Annotated in this window: 13 protein-coding genes; 6 read left to right on the top strand and 7 right to left on the bottom strand. The window is 68.6% G+C overall.

The features are described 5' to 3' along the window. Positions 1-86: 86 nt before the first annotated feature. A complete protein-coding gene (locus tag BM175_RS18180) occupies positions 87-281 on the top strand; it encodes a hypothetical protein (RefSeq protein ID WP_055892390.1) in 195 nt (64 codons plus the stop codon). Positions 282-291: 10 nt separating this feature from the next. On the opposite strand, the gene BM175_RS18175 is transcribed toward BM175_RS18180, so the two are convergent. Beyond that, on the bottom strand, positions 292-2,961 hold the full coding sequence (locus tag BM175_RS18175; protein ID WP_090965569.1) for a bifunctional acetate--CoA ligase family protein/GNAT family N-acetyltransferase: 2,670 nt from the start codon (positions 2,959-2,961) through the stop codon (positions 292-294). Positions 2,962-3,135: 174 nt separating this feature from the next. Between BM175_RS18175 and BM175_RS18170 the strand changes: the two genes are divergently transcribed. After that, positions 3,136-5,145 carry a diguanylate cyclase gene (locus BM175_RS18170; RefSeq protein ID WP_175526907.1) on the top strand — a complete coding sequence of 670 codons (2,010 nt, stop codon included), beginning with the start codon at positions 3,136-3,138 and terminating at the stop codon, positions 5,143-5,145. A 71-nt stretch (positions 5,146-5,216) separates the two neighbouring features. On the opposite strand, the gene BM175_RS18165 is transcribed toward BM175_RS18170, so the two are convergent. From BM175_RS18165 to BM175_RS18145, 5 genes are read right to left on the bottom strand one after another with little or no spacing between them, the layout of a single operon-like run. Next, positions 5,217-6,131 carry a branched-chain amino acid ABC transporter permease gene (locus BM175_RS18165; RefSeq protein WP_244546069.1) on the bottom strand — a complete coding sequence of 305 codons (915 nt, stop codon included), beginning with the start codon at positions 6,129-6,131 and terminating at the stop codon, positions 5,217-5,219. Between the two features lie 52 nt (positions 6,132-6,183). Next, positions 6,184-7,071: a branched-chain amino acid ABC transporter permease gene (locus tag BM175_RS18160; protein WP_090965564.1), complete on the bottom strand. Its 888-nt coding sequence runs from the start codon at positions 7,069-7,071 to the stop codon at positions 6,184-6,186. A gap of 4 nt (positions 7,072-7,075) precedes the next feature. After that, positions 7,076-7,780, bottom strand: a complete 705-nt coding sequence (locus tag BM175_RS18155) for an ABC transporter ATP-binding protein (protein WP_090965563.1) — start codon at positions 7,778-7,780, stop codon at positions 7,076-7,078. After that, positions 7,773-8,594 carry an ABC transporter ATP-binding protein gene (locus tag BM175_RS18150; protein WP_090965562.1) on the bottom strand — a complete coding sequence of 274 codons (822 nt, stop codon included), beginning with the start codon at positions 8,592-8,594 and terminating at the stop codon, positions 7,773-7,775. The genes BM175_RS18155 and BM175_RS18150 overlap by 8 nt, the downstream gene beginning before the upstream one ends. A 14-nt stretch (positions 8,595-8,608) precedes the next feature. Then, complete coding sequence (locus BM175_RS18145; RefSeq protein WP_055892378.1) at positions 8,609-9,817, bottom strand: ABC transporter substrate-binding protein; 1,209 nt, start codon at positions 9,815-9,817, stop codon at positions 8,609-8,611. A gap of 259 nt (positions 9,818-10,076) precedes the next feature. Here BM175_RS18145 and BM175_RS18140 point away from each other — a divergent pair, with 259 nt between their 5' ends. Then, positions 10,077-10,988, top strand: a complete 912-nt coding sequence (locus tag BM175_RS18140; protein ID WP_090965560.1) for a LysR family transcriptional regulator — start codon at positions 10,077-10,079, stop codon at positions 10,986-10,988. Between the two features lie 43 nt (positions 10,989-11,031). Here the strand turns inward: BM175_RS18140 and BM175_RS18135 are convergent, their stop codons facing one another. Further along, positions 11,032-12,615: an aldehyde dehydrogenase (NADP(+)) gene (locus tag BM175_RS18135; RefSeq protein ID WP_090965558.1), complete on the bottom strand. Its 1,584-nt coding sequence runs from the start codon at positions 12,613-12,615 to the stop codon at positions 11,032-11,034. Between the two features lie 256 nt (positions 12,616-12,871). Between BM175_RS18135 and BM175_RS18130 the strand changes: the two genes are divergently transcribed. From BM175_RS18130 to ytfQ, 3 genes are all read left to right on the top strand, one after another. Further along, positions 12,872-13,312, top strand: coding sequence for a MarR family winged helix-turn-helix transcriptional regulator (locus BM175_RS18130; RefSeq protein ID WP_090965556.1), 441 nt, complete (start codon positions 12,872-12,874; stop codon positions 13,310-13,312). Positions 13,313-13,408: 96 nt separating this feature from the next. Continuing rightward, positions 13,409-14,881 carry a mannitol dehydrogenase family protein gene (locus tag BM175_RS18125; RefSeq protein WP_090965554.1) on the top strand — a complete coding sequence of 491 codons (1,473 nt, stop codon included), beginning with the start codon at positions 13,409-13,411 and terminating at the stop codon, positions 14,879-14,881. Positions 14,882-15,387: 506 nt separating this feature from the next. Then, the gene (gene ytfQ, locus BM175_RS18120; RefSeq protein ID WP_090965552.1) at positions 15,388-16,356 is read left to right on the top strand and encodes a galactofuranose ABC transporter, galactofuranose-binding protein YtfQ; all 969 of its coding nucleotides are present in this window, start codon (positions 15,388-15,390) and stop codon (positions 16,354-16,356) included. Positions 16,357-16,485: the final 129 nt, after the last annotated feature.

Below are 16,485 nucleotides of genomic sequence, written 5' to 3'. Positions count from 1 at the left end.
GGCGGCGACGAATCGGTGGAAAGGGGGCCGAAGCCGGTTTCCCCCCTGCGGTCCGAGCGGCATCCTTCCACGATCGGGAATCGGGAATGCGCATCATGATCAACGCCGCCGTACGCCACGACGAACTCGACGCCGCCGTGGACGAGGCCGTGGCCCAGGCCGGGGGCGATCTCCTCGCCGCCATCCGCAACCTCGCCCGCCGTCAGCACGAGCTCGAGCACCGCTTCCAGGCGGACGTCTCGGCCGGCTTCGTGCGCCGGGGTCTCAAGCCCGCGCGCTGAGGCGGAAGCCTCAGGAACTGTTCACGGCGAGGTCGTATTCGAGGATCCGCAGCCCCGGATCCTCGGCATGGACCCGCTGGCGGAAGCCGATGCGGCGCGCCATCGCCAGCATAGCGGCGTTCTCGGCGAGCACCTCGCCGTAGACCATTCGCATGCCCTGCCCGCGCGCATAGCCGAGGATGGCGTCCATCAGGATGCGGCCGAGCCCCCGGCCCTTCTGGTCGGAGCGGACCATGATGCCGAACTCGGCGCGATCGCCGTCAGGATCGGCGATGAGGCGCACGACGCCGAGGATCGTCCCCGGCTCCGCGGCCGAGGCGTCCTCGGCGACGAGCGCCATCTCGCGCGAATAGTCGATCTGGGTGAGGCGCGCGGCGAAGGCGTGGCCGATGCGGCGCATCGGCGCGAAGAAGCGCAGGCGCACGTCCTCCGGATCGCTCGCCTCGACCATACGCACCAGGGCCGGCTCGTCCTCCGGCCGGATCGGCCGGAGCCGGAAGCGCGCCTTGCGCGAGGCGACCTCGGTCTCGAGATCCTCCGGGTAGGGCAGGATCGCAAAACGGGCTTCGCCCGCCCCCGCTTCGCCGCGCAGGACGATGCGCGCATCGAGCGCCAGGACGCCGTCGCTGTCGGCCAGAAGCGGATTGATGTCGAGTTCGGCAACCGCCTCGAGGTCGGCCGCCATCCGCGAGAGGGTGACGAGCGTCGCCACCACCGCCTCGAGATCGGCGGGTGGGCGGTCGCTGTAGCCCATGAGAAGACGCGACACCTTGGTCCGGTCGATCATGTCGCGGGCGAGCACCGCGTTCAGCGGCGGCAGGCCGACGGCCCGGTCGTCGAGAATGTCGGAGGCCGTACCGCCCTGCCCGAAGCGGACGATCGGGCCGAACACCGGATCGGTGGATATTCCGAGCCTCAGTTCGATCGCGTTGGCGCGCCGGATCATCGCCTGGACCGTGAAGCCCTCGATACGGGCGCCCGGCTGGCGTTCCGCCACCGTGCGGATCATGTGCTCGGCGGCCTCGCGCACCATGGCGGCATCGTCGAGCTGGAGGCGCACGCCCCCGACGTCGCTCTTGTGGGCGATGTCGGGCGACAGGATCTTGAGCGCCACGGGAAAGCCGATCCGTCCGGCGAGCCTTGCGGCCTCGGCCGGGTCGGCGGCGATCTCGGTCGGCACCGAGGCGATGCCGTAGGCCGCAAGAAGCGCCTTCGATTCGGGCTCGCTGAGCGCCGTGCGTCCTTCGGAGAGCGCCCCGCCGACGAGCCGGTCGACCGTTTCCCGATCGACGCCGAACGGGGCGACGACGGCGGGCGTCTGCATCAGGAGCTCCTGGTTGCGCCGGTAGGTGACGAGTTGCATGAAGGCGCGCACGGTCTCGTCCGGCGTCTGGTAGGTCGGCACGTTGCTGGCGGCGAACACGCGCCGCGCCGTGCGAGCTGCGCGCTCGCCGAGCCAGCAGGTGAGGACCGGCGTGCGGCGGGCCTTGCGCGCGCCCTCGACCGTCGCATGGGCGGCCTGCGTGCCGTCGGCGATCGCCTGCGGACAGTTCATCACCAGGACGGCGTCCTGCTCGCCCGCCTCGAGGATCGCGGCCAACGCGTCGGAATAGGCGCTCGCCGAGGCGTCGGGTGCGAGCTTCACGAGCCCGAGCGGCGACGGCGAGCCCGGCAGCACAGGCCGCAGCCGCTCCCACACCCCGTCGGAGAACCGCGCGAGGCGCCCGCCGAAGGTGCTGAGCGCATCGAGCGCGAGCGTACCGGCGGCGTCGCTGTTCGTGAGGATCGCCAGCCGGTCGCCGCTCGGCCGCAAGCCCGTCGCGAGCGTCGCGACGGCTTCGAAGAGTTCGCGCAGCGTCTCGACCCGCAGCATGCCGGCGCGCCGGAACGCCGCGTCGTAGACGTCGTCGGCGCCCCGTCCGCCGCCAATCTCGGGGCGAAGCTCCGCCTGCAGCCCGGCATTGCGGCCCGCCTTGATCACGACCACCGGCTTCGTGCGCGCGGCGATGCGAGCGGCGGTCATGAACTTTCGCGCGTCGGTAATGGTCTCGATGTAGAGGAGGATCGCCCGCGCCCGCGCGTCGAGCGCCAGATGGTCGAGAAGATCGCCGATATCGACATCGCTCATGTCGCCCGTCGCGACGACATGCGAGAAGCCGATCTCGCGCACGTCGGCCCAGTCGAGCACCGTGGTCGCCATGGCGGCCGACTGGCTGACGAAGGCGAGATCCCCCTTGCGGGGCGTCAGGTGGGCGAAGCTCGCGTTCAGGGAGGACGGCGGCGACAGGACGCCGAGGCAGTTCGGCCCGACGACGCGCAGGAGGTGGGGCCGGGCGGCCTCGAGAAGCGCGCGCCGCCCGTCGGCGTCGAAACCGGACGAGATCACCACGGCGGCCCGGCAGCCCCGTTGCCCGAGGTCGGAGACGAGCGCCGGGACACCCGCGGCCGGCGTCGCGATCAGGGCGAGGTCGGGTACCATCGGCAGGGCGTCGAGGGCGGGATAGCAGACCACGGACCGGATCGAGGTCTCGCGCGGATTGACCGGCATCACCGGCCCGTTGAACCCCGATCCGAAGAGGTTGCGCGCGAGAACTGCGCCGACCGAACCGGCGCGGTTGCTGGCCCCGATCAGGGCGATGGAGCGAGGCTCGAACAGGGCATCGAGGTTTCGGATCGACATCGCCCATCCTTGGCGCGGGAACCGATCGCGGGCAAGGCCGGGGTGGGCGACTGTCGCGAACCTGAGAAAGCACGGGATCCGCCATCCGAATTGTTAAGCGGCGACAGGCTAGAACCCATGAACGACGGCGCGGCGACGTTGCGTCAGCGAGAGCTTGGGATCGATCGAAAGGCCATGATGAACGTCCTCCGCAACATTGGCGTGCGCGCTCGCCTCTTGTTGTTGATCGCGGCAGCCATGCTGCCGCTGATCGGACTGATCGTGACCGGCCTCGTCATCTCCTATCGCGACACCGAATACGAGGCGCACCGGAACGTCGCCAACGAAGCGCGCCTCGGCGCTTCCAAGATCGCCCATATCTTCGACGATGCTCAGGAGTTCCTGGCGACCCTGCGGCACATGCCGCAGGTTCTCGAGGCCCAGCAGCCGACCTGCAACACGCTTCTGGCGGGCCTCAAGGCCGAACGCGCGCAGCTCCTGTCGATCGGGGTGATCGCGCCGGACCGGACGATCCTGTGCCACAGCCGCGGGGTTACGGGGTCGCTCTTCCACGACGAGGACCTGTTCGAGCAGACGATCAACTCGCGCGGCAACCGCTTCGTGGTCGGCGACTTCCTCGTCAGCCCGATCACCGGCCGCCCGACGATTGCGGTCGCGATGCGCCTTCCCCCGACCGCGGGCCGCGCTTCGGGCGGCGTCATCTTCGCCTCACTCAACCTGCCGATGGTCGAGCGCGACGTTCAGCTGCTCGCGGAGGAGAGCGGTCATTCATGGATGATCGTCCAGCCTCGCGCCTCGCGCATCATCCTCGGCTGGCCACACGCTGTCGAATTCGGCACCGTCACGCCCGGTTTCGAGCTGTTCCCAGTGATGCGCGCCGGCCGCACGGGCCGCACCGCGGCGGTTCGGGACCTCGGCGGACAGTCGATGATCTACGGCTTCGAGCCGATCCCGAACGCCAGCACCGGCGATCTCTGGCTGGCGGTCGGCATTCCGCCCTCCGAGGTCTTCGCCAAGGTGGAGCGCCGCCTCAACTGGACGCTGCTCGCCAGCGCCGGCGCCCTGATCCTGGCGCTCGGCGGCACCGCGCTGATCGCCTACTGGATGCAGCTGCGCCCGATCGCGCTTCTGTCGCGCTCGGCGCAACGCATCGGCGCCGGCAATTTCGACGTGCGCACCGGCATGGGCCAGTGGCAGGCACCCGAGTTCCGCCGTTTGGGACAGCTCGTGGACCGCGCCGCGCTGACGCTGGCGCAGGCCAAGGCCGCAGAAGAGGCCGTCGCAGCCGGCCAGCGTCGCTTCCAGCTGGTGGCGGACAACACGGTCGACATGATCACCTGTGTGAATGCCGAGGGCAAAAGGACCCTCGTCACCGGCGCGAGCCGTCGCCTCCTTGGCTACGAGCCGTCCGAACTGATGGGCCTCAGCCCCATAGAACTGGCCGTCGAGGAAGATCGCGCGATCGTCCGTTCGCTGCTCGACACCTGTCGTTTGGGCGGCGAGGTCAGCGGGGCGAGATACCGCGTGCGCCGCAAGGACGGCGTGGTGATCTGGGTCGAGCTATCGGGACGGCCGATCGACGAGATCGGCGGCTGCGTCGTTTCCATGCGCGACGTCGATCAGCGTCAACGCACCGAGGAAGCGCTGGCGGAGGCGACCCGCCAGCTGGAACTCCTGGCGGCGACCGACGAGCTGACGCGCCTTGCCAATCGGCGCACCTTCAACCGCCGGCTGGAAGAGGCGTTCGCGCAGACAGGCGACGGTGGGGACTTCAGCCTGCTCCTTCTGGACGTCGACCACTTCAAGGCCTTCAACGACCGTTACGGCCATCCCGCCGGCGATCGGTGCCTGAAGGCCGTCTCCGAGACCTTGGCCGCCTGCGTTCGCAGGGATGACGAGATCGGCGCGCGCTATGGCGGCGAGGAACTCGCCCTGATTCTGCCCGGCGTCGGCCCGTCCGAAGCGCTCCAGCGTGCCGATGCGATCCGCCGCGCGATCGCCGCGCTCGCGATCCCGCACAAGGACGCGGCGGGCGGGACATTGACGGTGAGCATCGGCGTCGCCTCGCGCTCGGAACTCCGTACCGGCCATCCGGGTCCGACCGAGATCATCCAGAAGGCCGACGAAGCCCTCTATGCGGCGAAGGCCGGCGGCCGGAACCAGGTCAGGGCGCTGGCCGCCTGAACGCTTGCCCAAGCGACAAGTCGAAACGTCCCGCGCTCTCGCCGTGTCCGCTGAAAGGCGGACGTGATCGTCTAGCCCCGCCGCCGGAGCCGGTGGGCGATCTCGCCGACGATGCCGCGGCGGAAGAGGAGCACGCAGACCATGAAGGTCAGACCCGTGATCACCGTCACCGGGAAGGCCGAGGTCGCGAGATAGTTCTGCAGCGAGACGACGAGCGCGGCGCCGACGAGCGGCCCCGCCACCGTTCCGATGCCCCCTAACAGCGTCATCAGGATGACTTCGCCTGACATCTGCCAAGACACGTCGGTGAGCGTGGCGAACTGGAAGACCAGCGCCTTGAGACCGCCTGCGAGCCCCGCCAGCCCCGCCGACATGACGAAGGCGGCGAGCTTGTAGGAGCCGACCGAGAGGCCGAGCGAGGTCGCGCGCGTCTCGTTCTCGCGGATCGACTTCAGGATCATGCCGAAGGGCGAATGGACGATGCGCCAGATCGCGAAAAGCCCGATCAGGACGACGGCGAGCACGTAGAAGTAGATCGCGAGCGGCTGGGAGAGGTCGAGGACACCAAGTCCGAACCCGCGCGGCACGCCCTGCAGCCCGTCCTCGCCCCCGGTGAAGGGGGCCTGAAGGCAGAAGAAGAAGAACATCTGCGAGAGCGCGAGCGTGATCATCGAGAAGTAGATGCCCTGCCGCCGGATCGCGAGAAAGCCGATCACGAGGCCGAGCAGCGCGCCCGCCGCGACACCTGCGAGAAGGCCGAGTTCGGGCGGCAGGCCCCAGACCTTGACCGCGTGGGCGGTGGCGTAGGCCGCTCCGCCGAAGAAGGCGGCGTGGCCGAAGGACAGGAGGCCGGTATAGCCGAGAAGGAGGTTGAAGCTCGCCGCAAACAGCGCGAAGCACAGAACCTTCATCAAGAAGATCGGGTAGACGAGGAAGGGCGCGACGACGAGCGCGGCGAGGACGATCGCCGCCAGCGCGAAGCCCATCGCCTTGGCGGCCGGGCGTTCGCACGGCAGGGACATGGTGGTTTGCGTCATCTCAAGCCGCCCTTCCGAACAGTCCGGCCGGGCGCACGAGAAGCACGATGGCCATGATGACGAAGATCACGATGGAGGAGGCCTCGGGGTAGAAGACCTTGGTCAGGCCCTCGAAGAGGCCGAGCATGTAACCCGTCAGGATCGCGCCGCCGATCGATCCCATGCCGCCGACCACCACCACCGCGAAGACCACGATGATGATGTTGGAGCCCATCAGTGGCGAGACCTGGTAGACGGGCGCCGCCATGATGCCGGCAAGCCCCGCCAGCGCCGAGCCGAGCCCGTAGGTGAAGGTGAGGAGGAGCGGCACGTTGATGCCGAAGGCGCGCACCATCACCGGGTTCTCGGTCGCCGCGCGCAAGGTCGCGCCGAGCCGCGTCTTCTCGATGAGCGCCCAGGTGCCGATGCAGACGACGAGCGAGGCCACGACGATGAAGGCGCGGTAGTTCGGCAGGAACATGAAGCCGAGATTGGTGCCGCCGGTGAGCGCGACCGGGGGTGCGTAGGGCTGGCCCGAGGCGCCGTAGAGATAGCGGAACGTGCCCTCGATCACGAGCGCGAGGCCGAAGGTGAAGAGAAGGCCGTAGAGGTGGTCGAGGTCGTAGAGGCGCGAGAGGGCGAGGCGCTCGATCGCCGCCCCGATGATGCCGACGACGAGTGGCGCCAGGATCAGCGAGAACCAGAAGCCGATGCCGAGATTGGTCAGGAGCAGGTAGCCCACGAAGGCGCCCAGCATGTACTGCGCGCCGTGGGCGAAGTTGATGATGCGCAGGAGCCCAAAGATGATCGCAAGGCCCAGCGAGAGCATCGCGTAGAACGAGCCGTTGATGAGGCCGACGAGAAGCTGGCCGAGCAGCGCCTGAATCGGAATGCCGAAGACCATGGTCATGCGGTCAGACTCCGAGGGTTTCGGTGAGCTGGGCCATGCGGGCGGGAAGCTCGGAGACGGGGAAGCCGTCGAGCACCTGTCCGTGGTCCATGAGATAGAAGCGGTCGGCGACCTTGGCGGCGAAGCGGAAGTTCTGCTCGACGAGAAGCACCGTCATGCCTCTGGCCTTCAGCGTCGTCAGGATTTCGCCGATGCGCTGGACGATGACGGGCGCGAGGCCCTCGGTCGGCTCGTCGAGAAGCATGAGCTTGACGCCTGAGCGCAGGATGCGGGCGATCGCCAGCATCTGCTGCTCGCCGCCCGAGAGCTTCGTGCCGGGCGAGGCCCGGCGTTCCTCGAGATTGGGGAAGAGGCGATAGATCTCCGCGATCTCCATGCCGCCCGGTGCCACGACGGGGGGCAGGAGGAGGTTCTCCTCCACGGTCAGGCTGGAGAAGATCGCGCGCTCCTCCGGCACGAAGCCGATCCCATGATGGGCCGTACGGTGGAGCGGTACGCGGATCATGTCGCGGCCGTCGAAGCGGATCTCGCCGGTGCGCCTGGGGATGATGCCCATGATGGCACGCAGCGTCGTGGTCTTGCCGACGCCGTTGCGCCCGACCAGCGTCACCGTCTCGCCGGGCAGGATGTCGAGGTCGACGCCGTGCAGCGCATGGCTTTCGCCGTACCAGGCGTTGAGGCCGCGCACGCGCAGGAGGGGCTCAGCCATGGTCGGTCCCCATGTAGGCGGTGCGCACGCGCTCGTCGGTGGAGACGGTGGCATAGTCGCCCGCCGCCAGGATCTCGCCGCGCTGGAGCACCGTCACGCGGTCGCAGAGATCGGCGACCACCTTCAGGTTGTGCTCCACCATCAGGACGGCGCGCGTCTCGGCGACGCGCTTGATGATGGCGGCGACTGTGCCGACGTCCTCGTGCCCCATGCCGGCCATCGGCTCGTCGAGGAGGAGAACCTTGGGGTCGAGCGCAAGCGTCGTCGCGAGTTCGAGGACACGCTTTCGGCCATAGGACAGGTCGGCCGCCTGCAGGTGGCGGGCGTCCTCCAGCCCGACCTCGCGCAGGAGTTCCATCGCCCGCGCATCGAGGCGGTCGAGGGCGGACAGGCTGCGCCAGAACTGCGTGGCGAGCCCGGCCGGGCGCTGGAGCGCGACGCGCACGTTCTCCAGGACGCTCATATGGGGAAAGGTCGCCGAGATCTGGAACGAGCGCACGAGGCCCATGCGCGCAACCTTGGACGGCGAGGTCTTCGTGATGTCCTCGCCCATCAGCGTGATGGTGCCGGCGGTCGGCTGGAGGAACTTCGTCAGGAGGTTGAAGACCGTGGTCTTGCCCGCCCCGTTCGGTCCGATCAGCGCGTGGACCTCGGCATGGCGGACGTCGAGATCGACGTCCTTGACCGCGGTGAAGCCGCCGAAGTCGCGCCGGAGCCCCCGGCAGGCGAGCACGACCTCGCCTTTGGCTGCGATCGGGGAGGCGCCGGCCGGGACAGCGCCCGGCCGGTCGATGCGCGCCGTCGCGCCCGCCATCTCGGCCCCGCCCTTTACTGCGCCGCGACCAGCGGGCAGCCGCTCTTCGCCGGATCGATATAGGCCTCCGAGCCCGGCACGGTGGCGAGCACCTTGTAGTAGTCCCAGGGCTTGGTGCTCTCGGCCGGCGTCTTCACCTCCATGAGATACATATCGTAGATCATGCGGCCGTTGGCGCCGACCTTGCCGCCGCGCGCGAAGACGTCCTCGACGGGCATCTCGTGCAGCGCCTTGGAGACGGCTTCCGTCTCGTCGGTGCCGGCCTTCTGGATGGCCTTCAGATACTGCGTCACGGCCGAGTAGGTGCCGGCCTGGATCATGTTGGGCATGCGCTGCGTGCGATCGAAGAACTTCTGGGAGAAGGCGCGCGATTCGTCGTCGCGGTCCCAATAGAAGCCTTCGGTCAGCGACAGGCCCTGCGCCGCTTCGAGTCCGAGGCCGTGCACCTCGGCGAGCGTGAAGAGGAGCGCGGCCAGCCGCTGGCCGCCCTGCACGATGCCGAACTCGGCCGCCTGCTTCACCGCGTTGGCGGTGTCGAGGCCGGCATTCGCCATGCCGATCACCTTGGCGCCGGACGACTGGGCCTGAAGCAGGAACGAGGAATAGTCGGTGGTCGAGAGCGGATGGCGGACCGAGCCCAGCACCTGACCGCCATTGGCCTTCACGAAGTTGGAGGTCTGCTCTTCCAGCGAATAGCCGAAGGCGTAGTCGGCGGTCAGGAAGAACCACGTGTCGCCACCCTGCTTCACCAGCGCGCCGCCGGTGCCGACCGCGAGGGCATGCGTGTCGTAGGCCCAATGGAAGCCGTAGGGGCTGCACTGCTTGCCGGTGAGTTCCACCGTCGCGGCGCCCGTCGTGATCGTGACCTTCTTCTTCTCCTTCGACAGGCCCTGTACGGCGAGCGCGACCGAGGAGGTCGTCAGCTCCATGATCGAATCGACCTGCTCCGTGTCATACCACTGGCGTGCGATGTTGGAGGCGACGTCGGGCTTGTTCTGGTGGTCGGCCGTGACGACCTCGATCGGCGCATCGAGGACCTTCCCGCCGAAGTCCTCCACCGCCATCTTCGCGGCCTCGAAGCTCCAGCGCCCGCCGAAGTCGGCATAGACGCCGGACTGGTCGTTGAGGATGCCGATCTTCACCTTGCCGTCCGAGACCTGGGCGGCAGCCGGCAGCACGGTGGCGGCGAGAAGAAGCGTCGAAAGCGCGGCGAGTCGGGTCATCAGGTGTCCTCCCAGGTTGCGACGAACGTCGGGAAGACGGCGCGTGCGCCAGGGTGGATCTCGCCCGCCCCGGCTCTCGCCAACCTCCCCGTCCGCCCCGCGTCGTTCGATCGCGCAGGTTCGGACCATCCGCCTGCAGCACCCGAGGCCTCCCGCCTCGTGATGCTGCCGATGACCGAAAGGCTAGCATCGCCCCGCCGGCAGATGAATGTTCATTTCCGAAAATGACCTGTACAAAAACGTACAGGCGGAGACGAGAATGGCCGAATATTCCTGGGACGACCTGCCGTTTTTCCTCGCCGTCGCACGGACCGGCCAGCTGTCGGCCGCGGCGCGCGAGCTTCGCACCAATCACGTCACCGTGTCCCGCCGGCTCGATCGGCTGGAGAGCGACCTTGGCGTCCGCCTCTTCGAGCGCTCGCCACGCGGCTACCGGCTGACCGCGCTCGGCGAACGGCTGGTCGAGCGGGCCGGCGCGATGGAGCGCGATGCGGCTGTCTTTGCGGAAGCGGCGACCGAGGGCCCCGCGACGCCGCGCGGCACGGTGCGGCTGGCGACGCCGGAAGGGTTCGGCAATTTCTTCCTGGCCGACCACCTGCCCGCGCTCGCCCGCAGCCATCCCGCGCTCCTCATCGAGCTCGTGCCGATCCAGCAGATCATGTCGCTGTCGCGGCGCGAGGCGGACCTGTCGGTGGCGCTGCATTCGCCGTCGAGCGGGCCATACCGGCGCGAGCGCATCCTGCCATATCGCCTCTTCGTCTATGCCTCGCGCGGCTATCTCGACGCGCATGGCCCAATCCGGCACGCAGGCCAATTCGCGGCCCATCCGGTGATCGGCTACATCGAGGACATGATCTTCACGCCGGGGCTCGACTATCTCCGCGAAATCCTGCCCGGCACGCGCGCGAGCTACCAGAGCTCCAGCATCCAGGCGCAGCTGGCCGCAACGCGCGCCGGCTTCGGCCTCGGGGTCCTTCCCTTCTTCATCGCCAGCCGCCATCCCGACCTCGTCCCGGTCCTGCCGCGCGAGGTGCATATCGAGCGCGCCTACTGGCTGATCTGTCACGACGATCTCGTCGCCGCGCCGCGCATCCGCCTCCTGTCGGACTTCATCCGCAACGCCGCGCAATCGGCTGCGGAGACCTTCGCGGGCGCGCCGCTCCTCTCATGAAAAAGGCCGCCCGGAGGCGGCCTTCTCATATGCGTCAGGCCGTTCAGGCCTTCGGCGCGGTCATCTTGCCGTCCATCCGGCGCCAGAGGCCGAGCGGGTTGGCGTCCTTCAGGGCGTCGGGCAGGAGGCCGTCCGGCAGATCCTGGTAGCAGACCGGACGCAGGAAGCGGTCGATCGCCTTCGAGCCGACCGAGGTCGAGCGGCCGTCGGCCGTGGACGGATAGGGACCGCCGTGGACCATGGCATGCGCCACCTCGACGCCCGTGCCAAAGCCGTTGACGAGGATGCGGCCGGCCTTGCGCTCCAGAAGCGGGAGCACGGCGCGCGCCGCCTCGTGGTCGCCTTCCGTGATGTGGATCGCCGCTGTGAGCTGACCTTCCAGCGCCGATACCACCGACTTTATCTCGGCGGCGTCCCGGCAGACGACCACGATCGAGGCCGAGCCGAACATCTCGTCCTGCAATTCGGCCGACTTGACGAAGTCGGAGGCCGAGACGCGGAAGAGCGCCGCCTGGCCGCGCAGCGTCTCGCCGGCCTGCCCCTTGGCGACCACCGAGACGGAGGCATGGCCCTCGACCGCCGCGACGCCCTTGGCGTAGGCCGAGCAGATGCCAGGCGTCAGCATGACGGCGGCGGGCGCGGCGACGAGCGCCTCCTCAGCGCCCCGCAGGAAGGCGTCGAGCCCCTCGCCCTCGACCGCGATGATGAGGCCGGGATTGGTGCAGAACTGGCCGGCGCCGAGCGTCAGCGAGCCGACGAAGGCCTTGCCGATCGCAGCGCCACGCTCCTTCAGCGCGCCCAAGAAGAGCAGCACCGGATTGATCGAGCTCATCTCGGCATAGACGGGAATCGGCTCCGGCCGGTTGGCCGCGATCTTCATCAGCGCCGTGCCGCCGGTGCGCGAGCCGGTGAAGCCGACCGCCTTGATGCGGTGGTCGGCGACGAGGCCCTCGCCGATAGCGCGCTCGGCCGCGAACAGGAGCGAGAAGGTGCCTTCCGGCATGCCGCACTTCTCGACCGCCGCATGCACCGCGCGGCCGACAAGCTCGGACGTGCCGGGGTGGGCCGAGTGCGCCTTGACGACGACCGGGCAACCTGCGGCGAGCGCCGAGGCCGTGTCGCCGCCGGCGACCGAGAAGGCGAGCGGGAAGTTGGAGGCGCCGAACACGGCGACCGGGCCGACCGGCACGTTGCGAAGACGCAGGTCCGGGCGCGGCAGGGGCTGGCGGTCCGGCATCGCCGGGTCGATGCGCGCATCGAGATAGCCGCCGTCGCGCAGGACGCCGGCGAAGAGGCGCAGCTGGCCCATCGTGCGGCCGCGCTCGCCCTCAATGCGCGGGCGCGGCAGGCCGCTCTCCGCCATGCAGCGCTCGACGAGCTCGTCGCCGAGGGCCAGGATCTCGTCGGCGATCGTTTCCAGGAACCGGGCCCGGTCCTCGAGGCTGGTCTCGCGATAGGTGTCGAACGCGGCGTCCGCGAGCGCACAGGCCCGGCCGAGGTCGGCCTTGCTGGCACCGCCGAAGGCCGGCTCGAGCTTTTCGCCCGTCGCCGCTGCGATACCGTAGACCGTGCCCTGCCCCCCCTTGGAGATGGCCTGGCCGATGATCTGCTCGCCTTGAATGGTCATGATAGGTCTCCGTCGTGTCCCGACCCGGTGCGGCGCGCCCGCCGCTTCGCGCTCCGATTACAGCCTAGAGCCGGCGGAGGGAACCTCGCGAAGCCCGTTCGGGACGGTTTCCTCGGACAAATAGGGGCGCGAACATGCAAACGGCAGGGGGTCTTTGATGCCGCTGCATCAGATACGACAACCTAAGTGTTGCGTACGAAGACACATTGCGGCATGTGAGATTGGTATTCCTTTGTAAGAAGTGGCGGCAGCACCGATGAGCAAGGACCTTCTCCTCGACGAGCAGCTGTGCTTTGCGATCTATTCCGCGACTCACGCCTTCAACCGCTTCTACAAGCCGAAGCTCGATCGGCTCGGCCTCACCTATCCGCAGTACCTCGTCATGATGGTGCTCTGGGAGGAGGAGCCGCAGACGGTCGGCAGCATCGGCGAGCGGCTGCTCCTCGATTCGAGCACCCTGACGCCGCTCCTGAAGCGGCTGGAAGCGGCCGGCTACGTCAGCCGCAACCGCTCGCTGCGCGACGAGCGCGTGGTGGAGGTGACGCTGACGCCCGTCGGGCGCGCGCTGCGCGAGGACGCCTGCCCTCTGCCGGAGGCGGCGAAGGCTGCGAGCGGCTCGACCATGGCCGAACTCACCGACCTGCGGCACCAGCTCGTGTCGATCCGCGACGCCCTCAATACGGCCGATCCGGCCTGACCCGACGCGCCCACTGGTGCGGAGCGGCGACTTATCCGCTATGAGATCGCCCGACTGCGGCGGCCGAGGACGGCGCCGCGCGAGGGAGGATCGACGATGGTGGCGCTCGGCAACGGCAATCTGGCCGAAATCTCGAAGACGGCCGACGTGCCGGCCTATGACCGCGGCGCGCTGACGCCCGGCATCGCGCATTTCGGCGTCGGCAATTTCCACCGCGCCCATCAGTGCGTCTATCTCGACGACCTGTTCGCGACCGGCGCGGACCACGACTTCGCCGTCGTCGGCCTCGGCGTGCGCCCCGAGGAGAAGGCGGCCTTCGCCGACCTCACGGCGCAGGACGGCCTCTACACCGTGACCGAGGTCGACGAGGGCGTGCGGCGCACGCGCGTGATCGGCTCGGTGGTCCGCCTCGTCGAGCCCGGCGACCGCGCCGCCACGATGTCGGTCCTCACCGACCCCGCGATCCGCATCGTCACGCTGACGATCACCGAGGGCGGCTACTACCTGTCCGGCGACAAGCCGAACCTCGACCATCCCGACCTTGCCGCCGACGCCGCCGACCTATCCGCTTCGCGCACCGTCTTCGGCCTAATCGTCTCGGCGCTCGCCGAGCGGCAGAAGGCGGGCACCGCACCCTTTACGGTGCTCTGCTGCGACAACCTCCCACACAACGGCGACCTGACGCGCAAGCTCGTGACCGGCCTCGCCCGCAAGGCCGACCCGGCGCTCGCCGACCACATCGAGACGGCCGTCGCCTTCCCGAACTCGATGGTGGACCGCATCACGCCCGCCACGACTCCGGTGCAGGCCCAGTCGCTGCGCGACGAGACCGGCATCGAGGACAAGCGCCCGGTCTTCTGCGAGCCCTTCATCCAGTGGGTCGTCGAGGAGAACTTCTGCAACGGCCGCCCGGCCCTCGAGACCGTGGGCGTCACCTTCGTCGAGGACGTCACGCCCTACGAACTGATGAAGCTGCGCATCCTGAACGCGGGCCATGCGACCATCGCCTATCCGGCGGCGCTCCTCGGCCTGACCTATGCGCACGACGCCATGCGCGACGACCTCGTCCTGCGCTTCTTCCGCGATGTCGAGGAGAACGAACTTCTGCCGACGGCGCCTGGCATCGAGGGCGTCAGCCGCGAGGACTATCTCGCCACCGTGACGTCGCGCTTTGCCAATCCGGCGATCGCCGACACGCTGCGGCGCCTCGCCCTCGACGGGTCCAACCGCCAGCCGAAGTTCATCCTGCCCTCGGTGCGCGAGCGGCTGGCTCGCGGCGAGGACATCTCGGGGCTCGCGCTCGTCGGCGCCCTGTGGTGCCGCTACTGCTACGGCACGCTGGAGGACGGCACCGACATCGAGCCGAACGATCCGAACTGGGACGCGCTGCAAGCGGCTGCGCGCGCCGCCAGGGACGAGCCCCGGCGCTTCCTGGAACAGCGCGACATCTTCGGGGATCTGGCCGAGAACCCCGTCTATGCCGAGGCCTTCTCCGGCCACCTAAAGGCGCTGTGGCGCGACGGCGTGCGCCCGGTTCTGGAAGGATACCTCGCCCGCCGCGCAGGCTGACGCTCGGGCCGAAAGGCCCGTTTCAGCCGCGGAATCCGAAGGGCCGGACCTCATGGAGGTCCGGCCCTTCGTCGTTTCGGTTGGTCGCCAGCCCGATCGGCCGACGGAGCGGTCAGGGGAAGAGGATGGCGACGGCCAGCGTCGTGCCCGCGGCCAGCATGGCCAGCGCGGTCAGGTTCACGAAAACGGACACCATGGTCTCGATGCGCACCGGAATCTCTCCTCGTAGTCGGCAATTCGATCCTACAACGGCCTTGTTTCGGCCCGGTTTCATCAAATTGCGCATTTCACCATTCCCCTCGAAATCCACAGGGAAACGGCAGCCGGACGCATCAACACGGGCGTGTGAGAAATCGAGTTGACAGACGCCCGGGTTTCGAACTTGTATGAGTTATTGCGGATCAGACGACCGCAAGGCGGTTTCCGGCACGGCCGGACCCGTTCGCCGGCTCGGGAGGCCGGTTCGGATTCAGGCCGGCAGCGGTCCGGCTTCAGGGAGGAAGAACATGGGTAAGTTGGGCAAGCTGGCTGCGGCCTTGGCTTTGGCGACCGTGATGGGCGCGCCCGCCTTCGCGCAGGGCGGCATGGTGGTCGGATTCTCGCAGGTCGGCTCCGAATCGGGCTGGCGCGCGGCCGAGACCGCGGTCACCAAGCAGGAGGCCGAGAAGCGCGGCATCGACCTGAAGTTCGCAGACGCCCAGCAGAAGCAGGAGAACCAGATCAAGGCGATCCGCTCCTTCGTGGCGCAGGGCGTCGACGCGATCCTGCTCGCCCCCGTGGTCGCGACCGGCTGGGACGACGTCCTCGAGGAAGCCAAGGAAGCCGAGATTCCGGTCATTCTTCTCGACCGCAACATCGAGACCACCGACGATTCGCTCTACCTCACCGCCGTGACCTCGGATCAGGTCCACGAGGGCAAGGTCGCCGGCGACTATCTCGTCGGTCAGGTCGGCTCCAAGCCCTGCAACGTCGTCGAGCTCCAGGGCACCACGGGCTCCTCGCCCGCGATCGCCCGCAAGAAGGGCTTCGAGGAGGCTCTCAAGGGCCACGACAACATCAAGCTCACCCGCTCGCAGACCGGCGACTTCACCCGCACCAAGGGCAAGGAAGTCATGGAGAGCTTCATCAAGGCCGAGAACGGCGGCAAGGACATCTGCGCTGTATACGCCCACAACGACGACATGGCGGTGGGCGCGATCCAGGCGATCAAGGAAGCCGGCCTGAAGCCCGGCTCCGACATCATGGTCGTCTCGGTCGACGCCGTGCCCGACATCTTCGCCGCCATGGCGGCCGGCGAGGCGAACGCCACGGTCGAGCTGACGCCCAACATGGCCGGCCCCGCCTTCGACGCGCTGGAAGCCTACAAGAAGGACGGCACCGAGCCGAAGAAGTGGATCCAGACCGAATCGAAGCTCTACACGCAGGCCGACGATCCGAAGGCGGTGATGGAATCGAAGAAGGGCCTCGGCTACTGAGCCGACTCGTCTGACGGGACACCTCCCGTCCGTTCGATCAGCCGCGCCGTCGCCCCGAGGTCGACGGCGCGGTCCTTTCGGGGCGAGGACGCCGCCGCGCGCAAGGCGCCGGCTGGAACGGACCGCCCC

It is taken from the genome of Aureimonas phyllosphaerae (genome assembly GCF_900113065.1).
In the GTDB taxonomy this organism is placed as follows: domain Bacteria; phylum Pseudomonadota; class Alphaproteobacteria; order Rhizobiales; family Rhizobiaceae; genus Aureimonas; species Aureimonas phyllosphaerae.
Note: the sequence above shows the minus strand (reverse complement) of the source record. Positions and strands in the feature narration are given on the sequence as shown.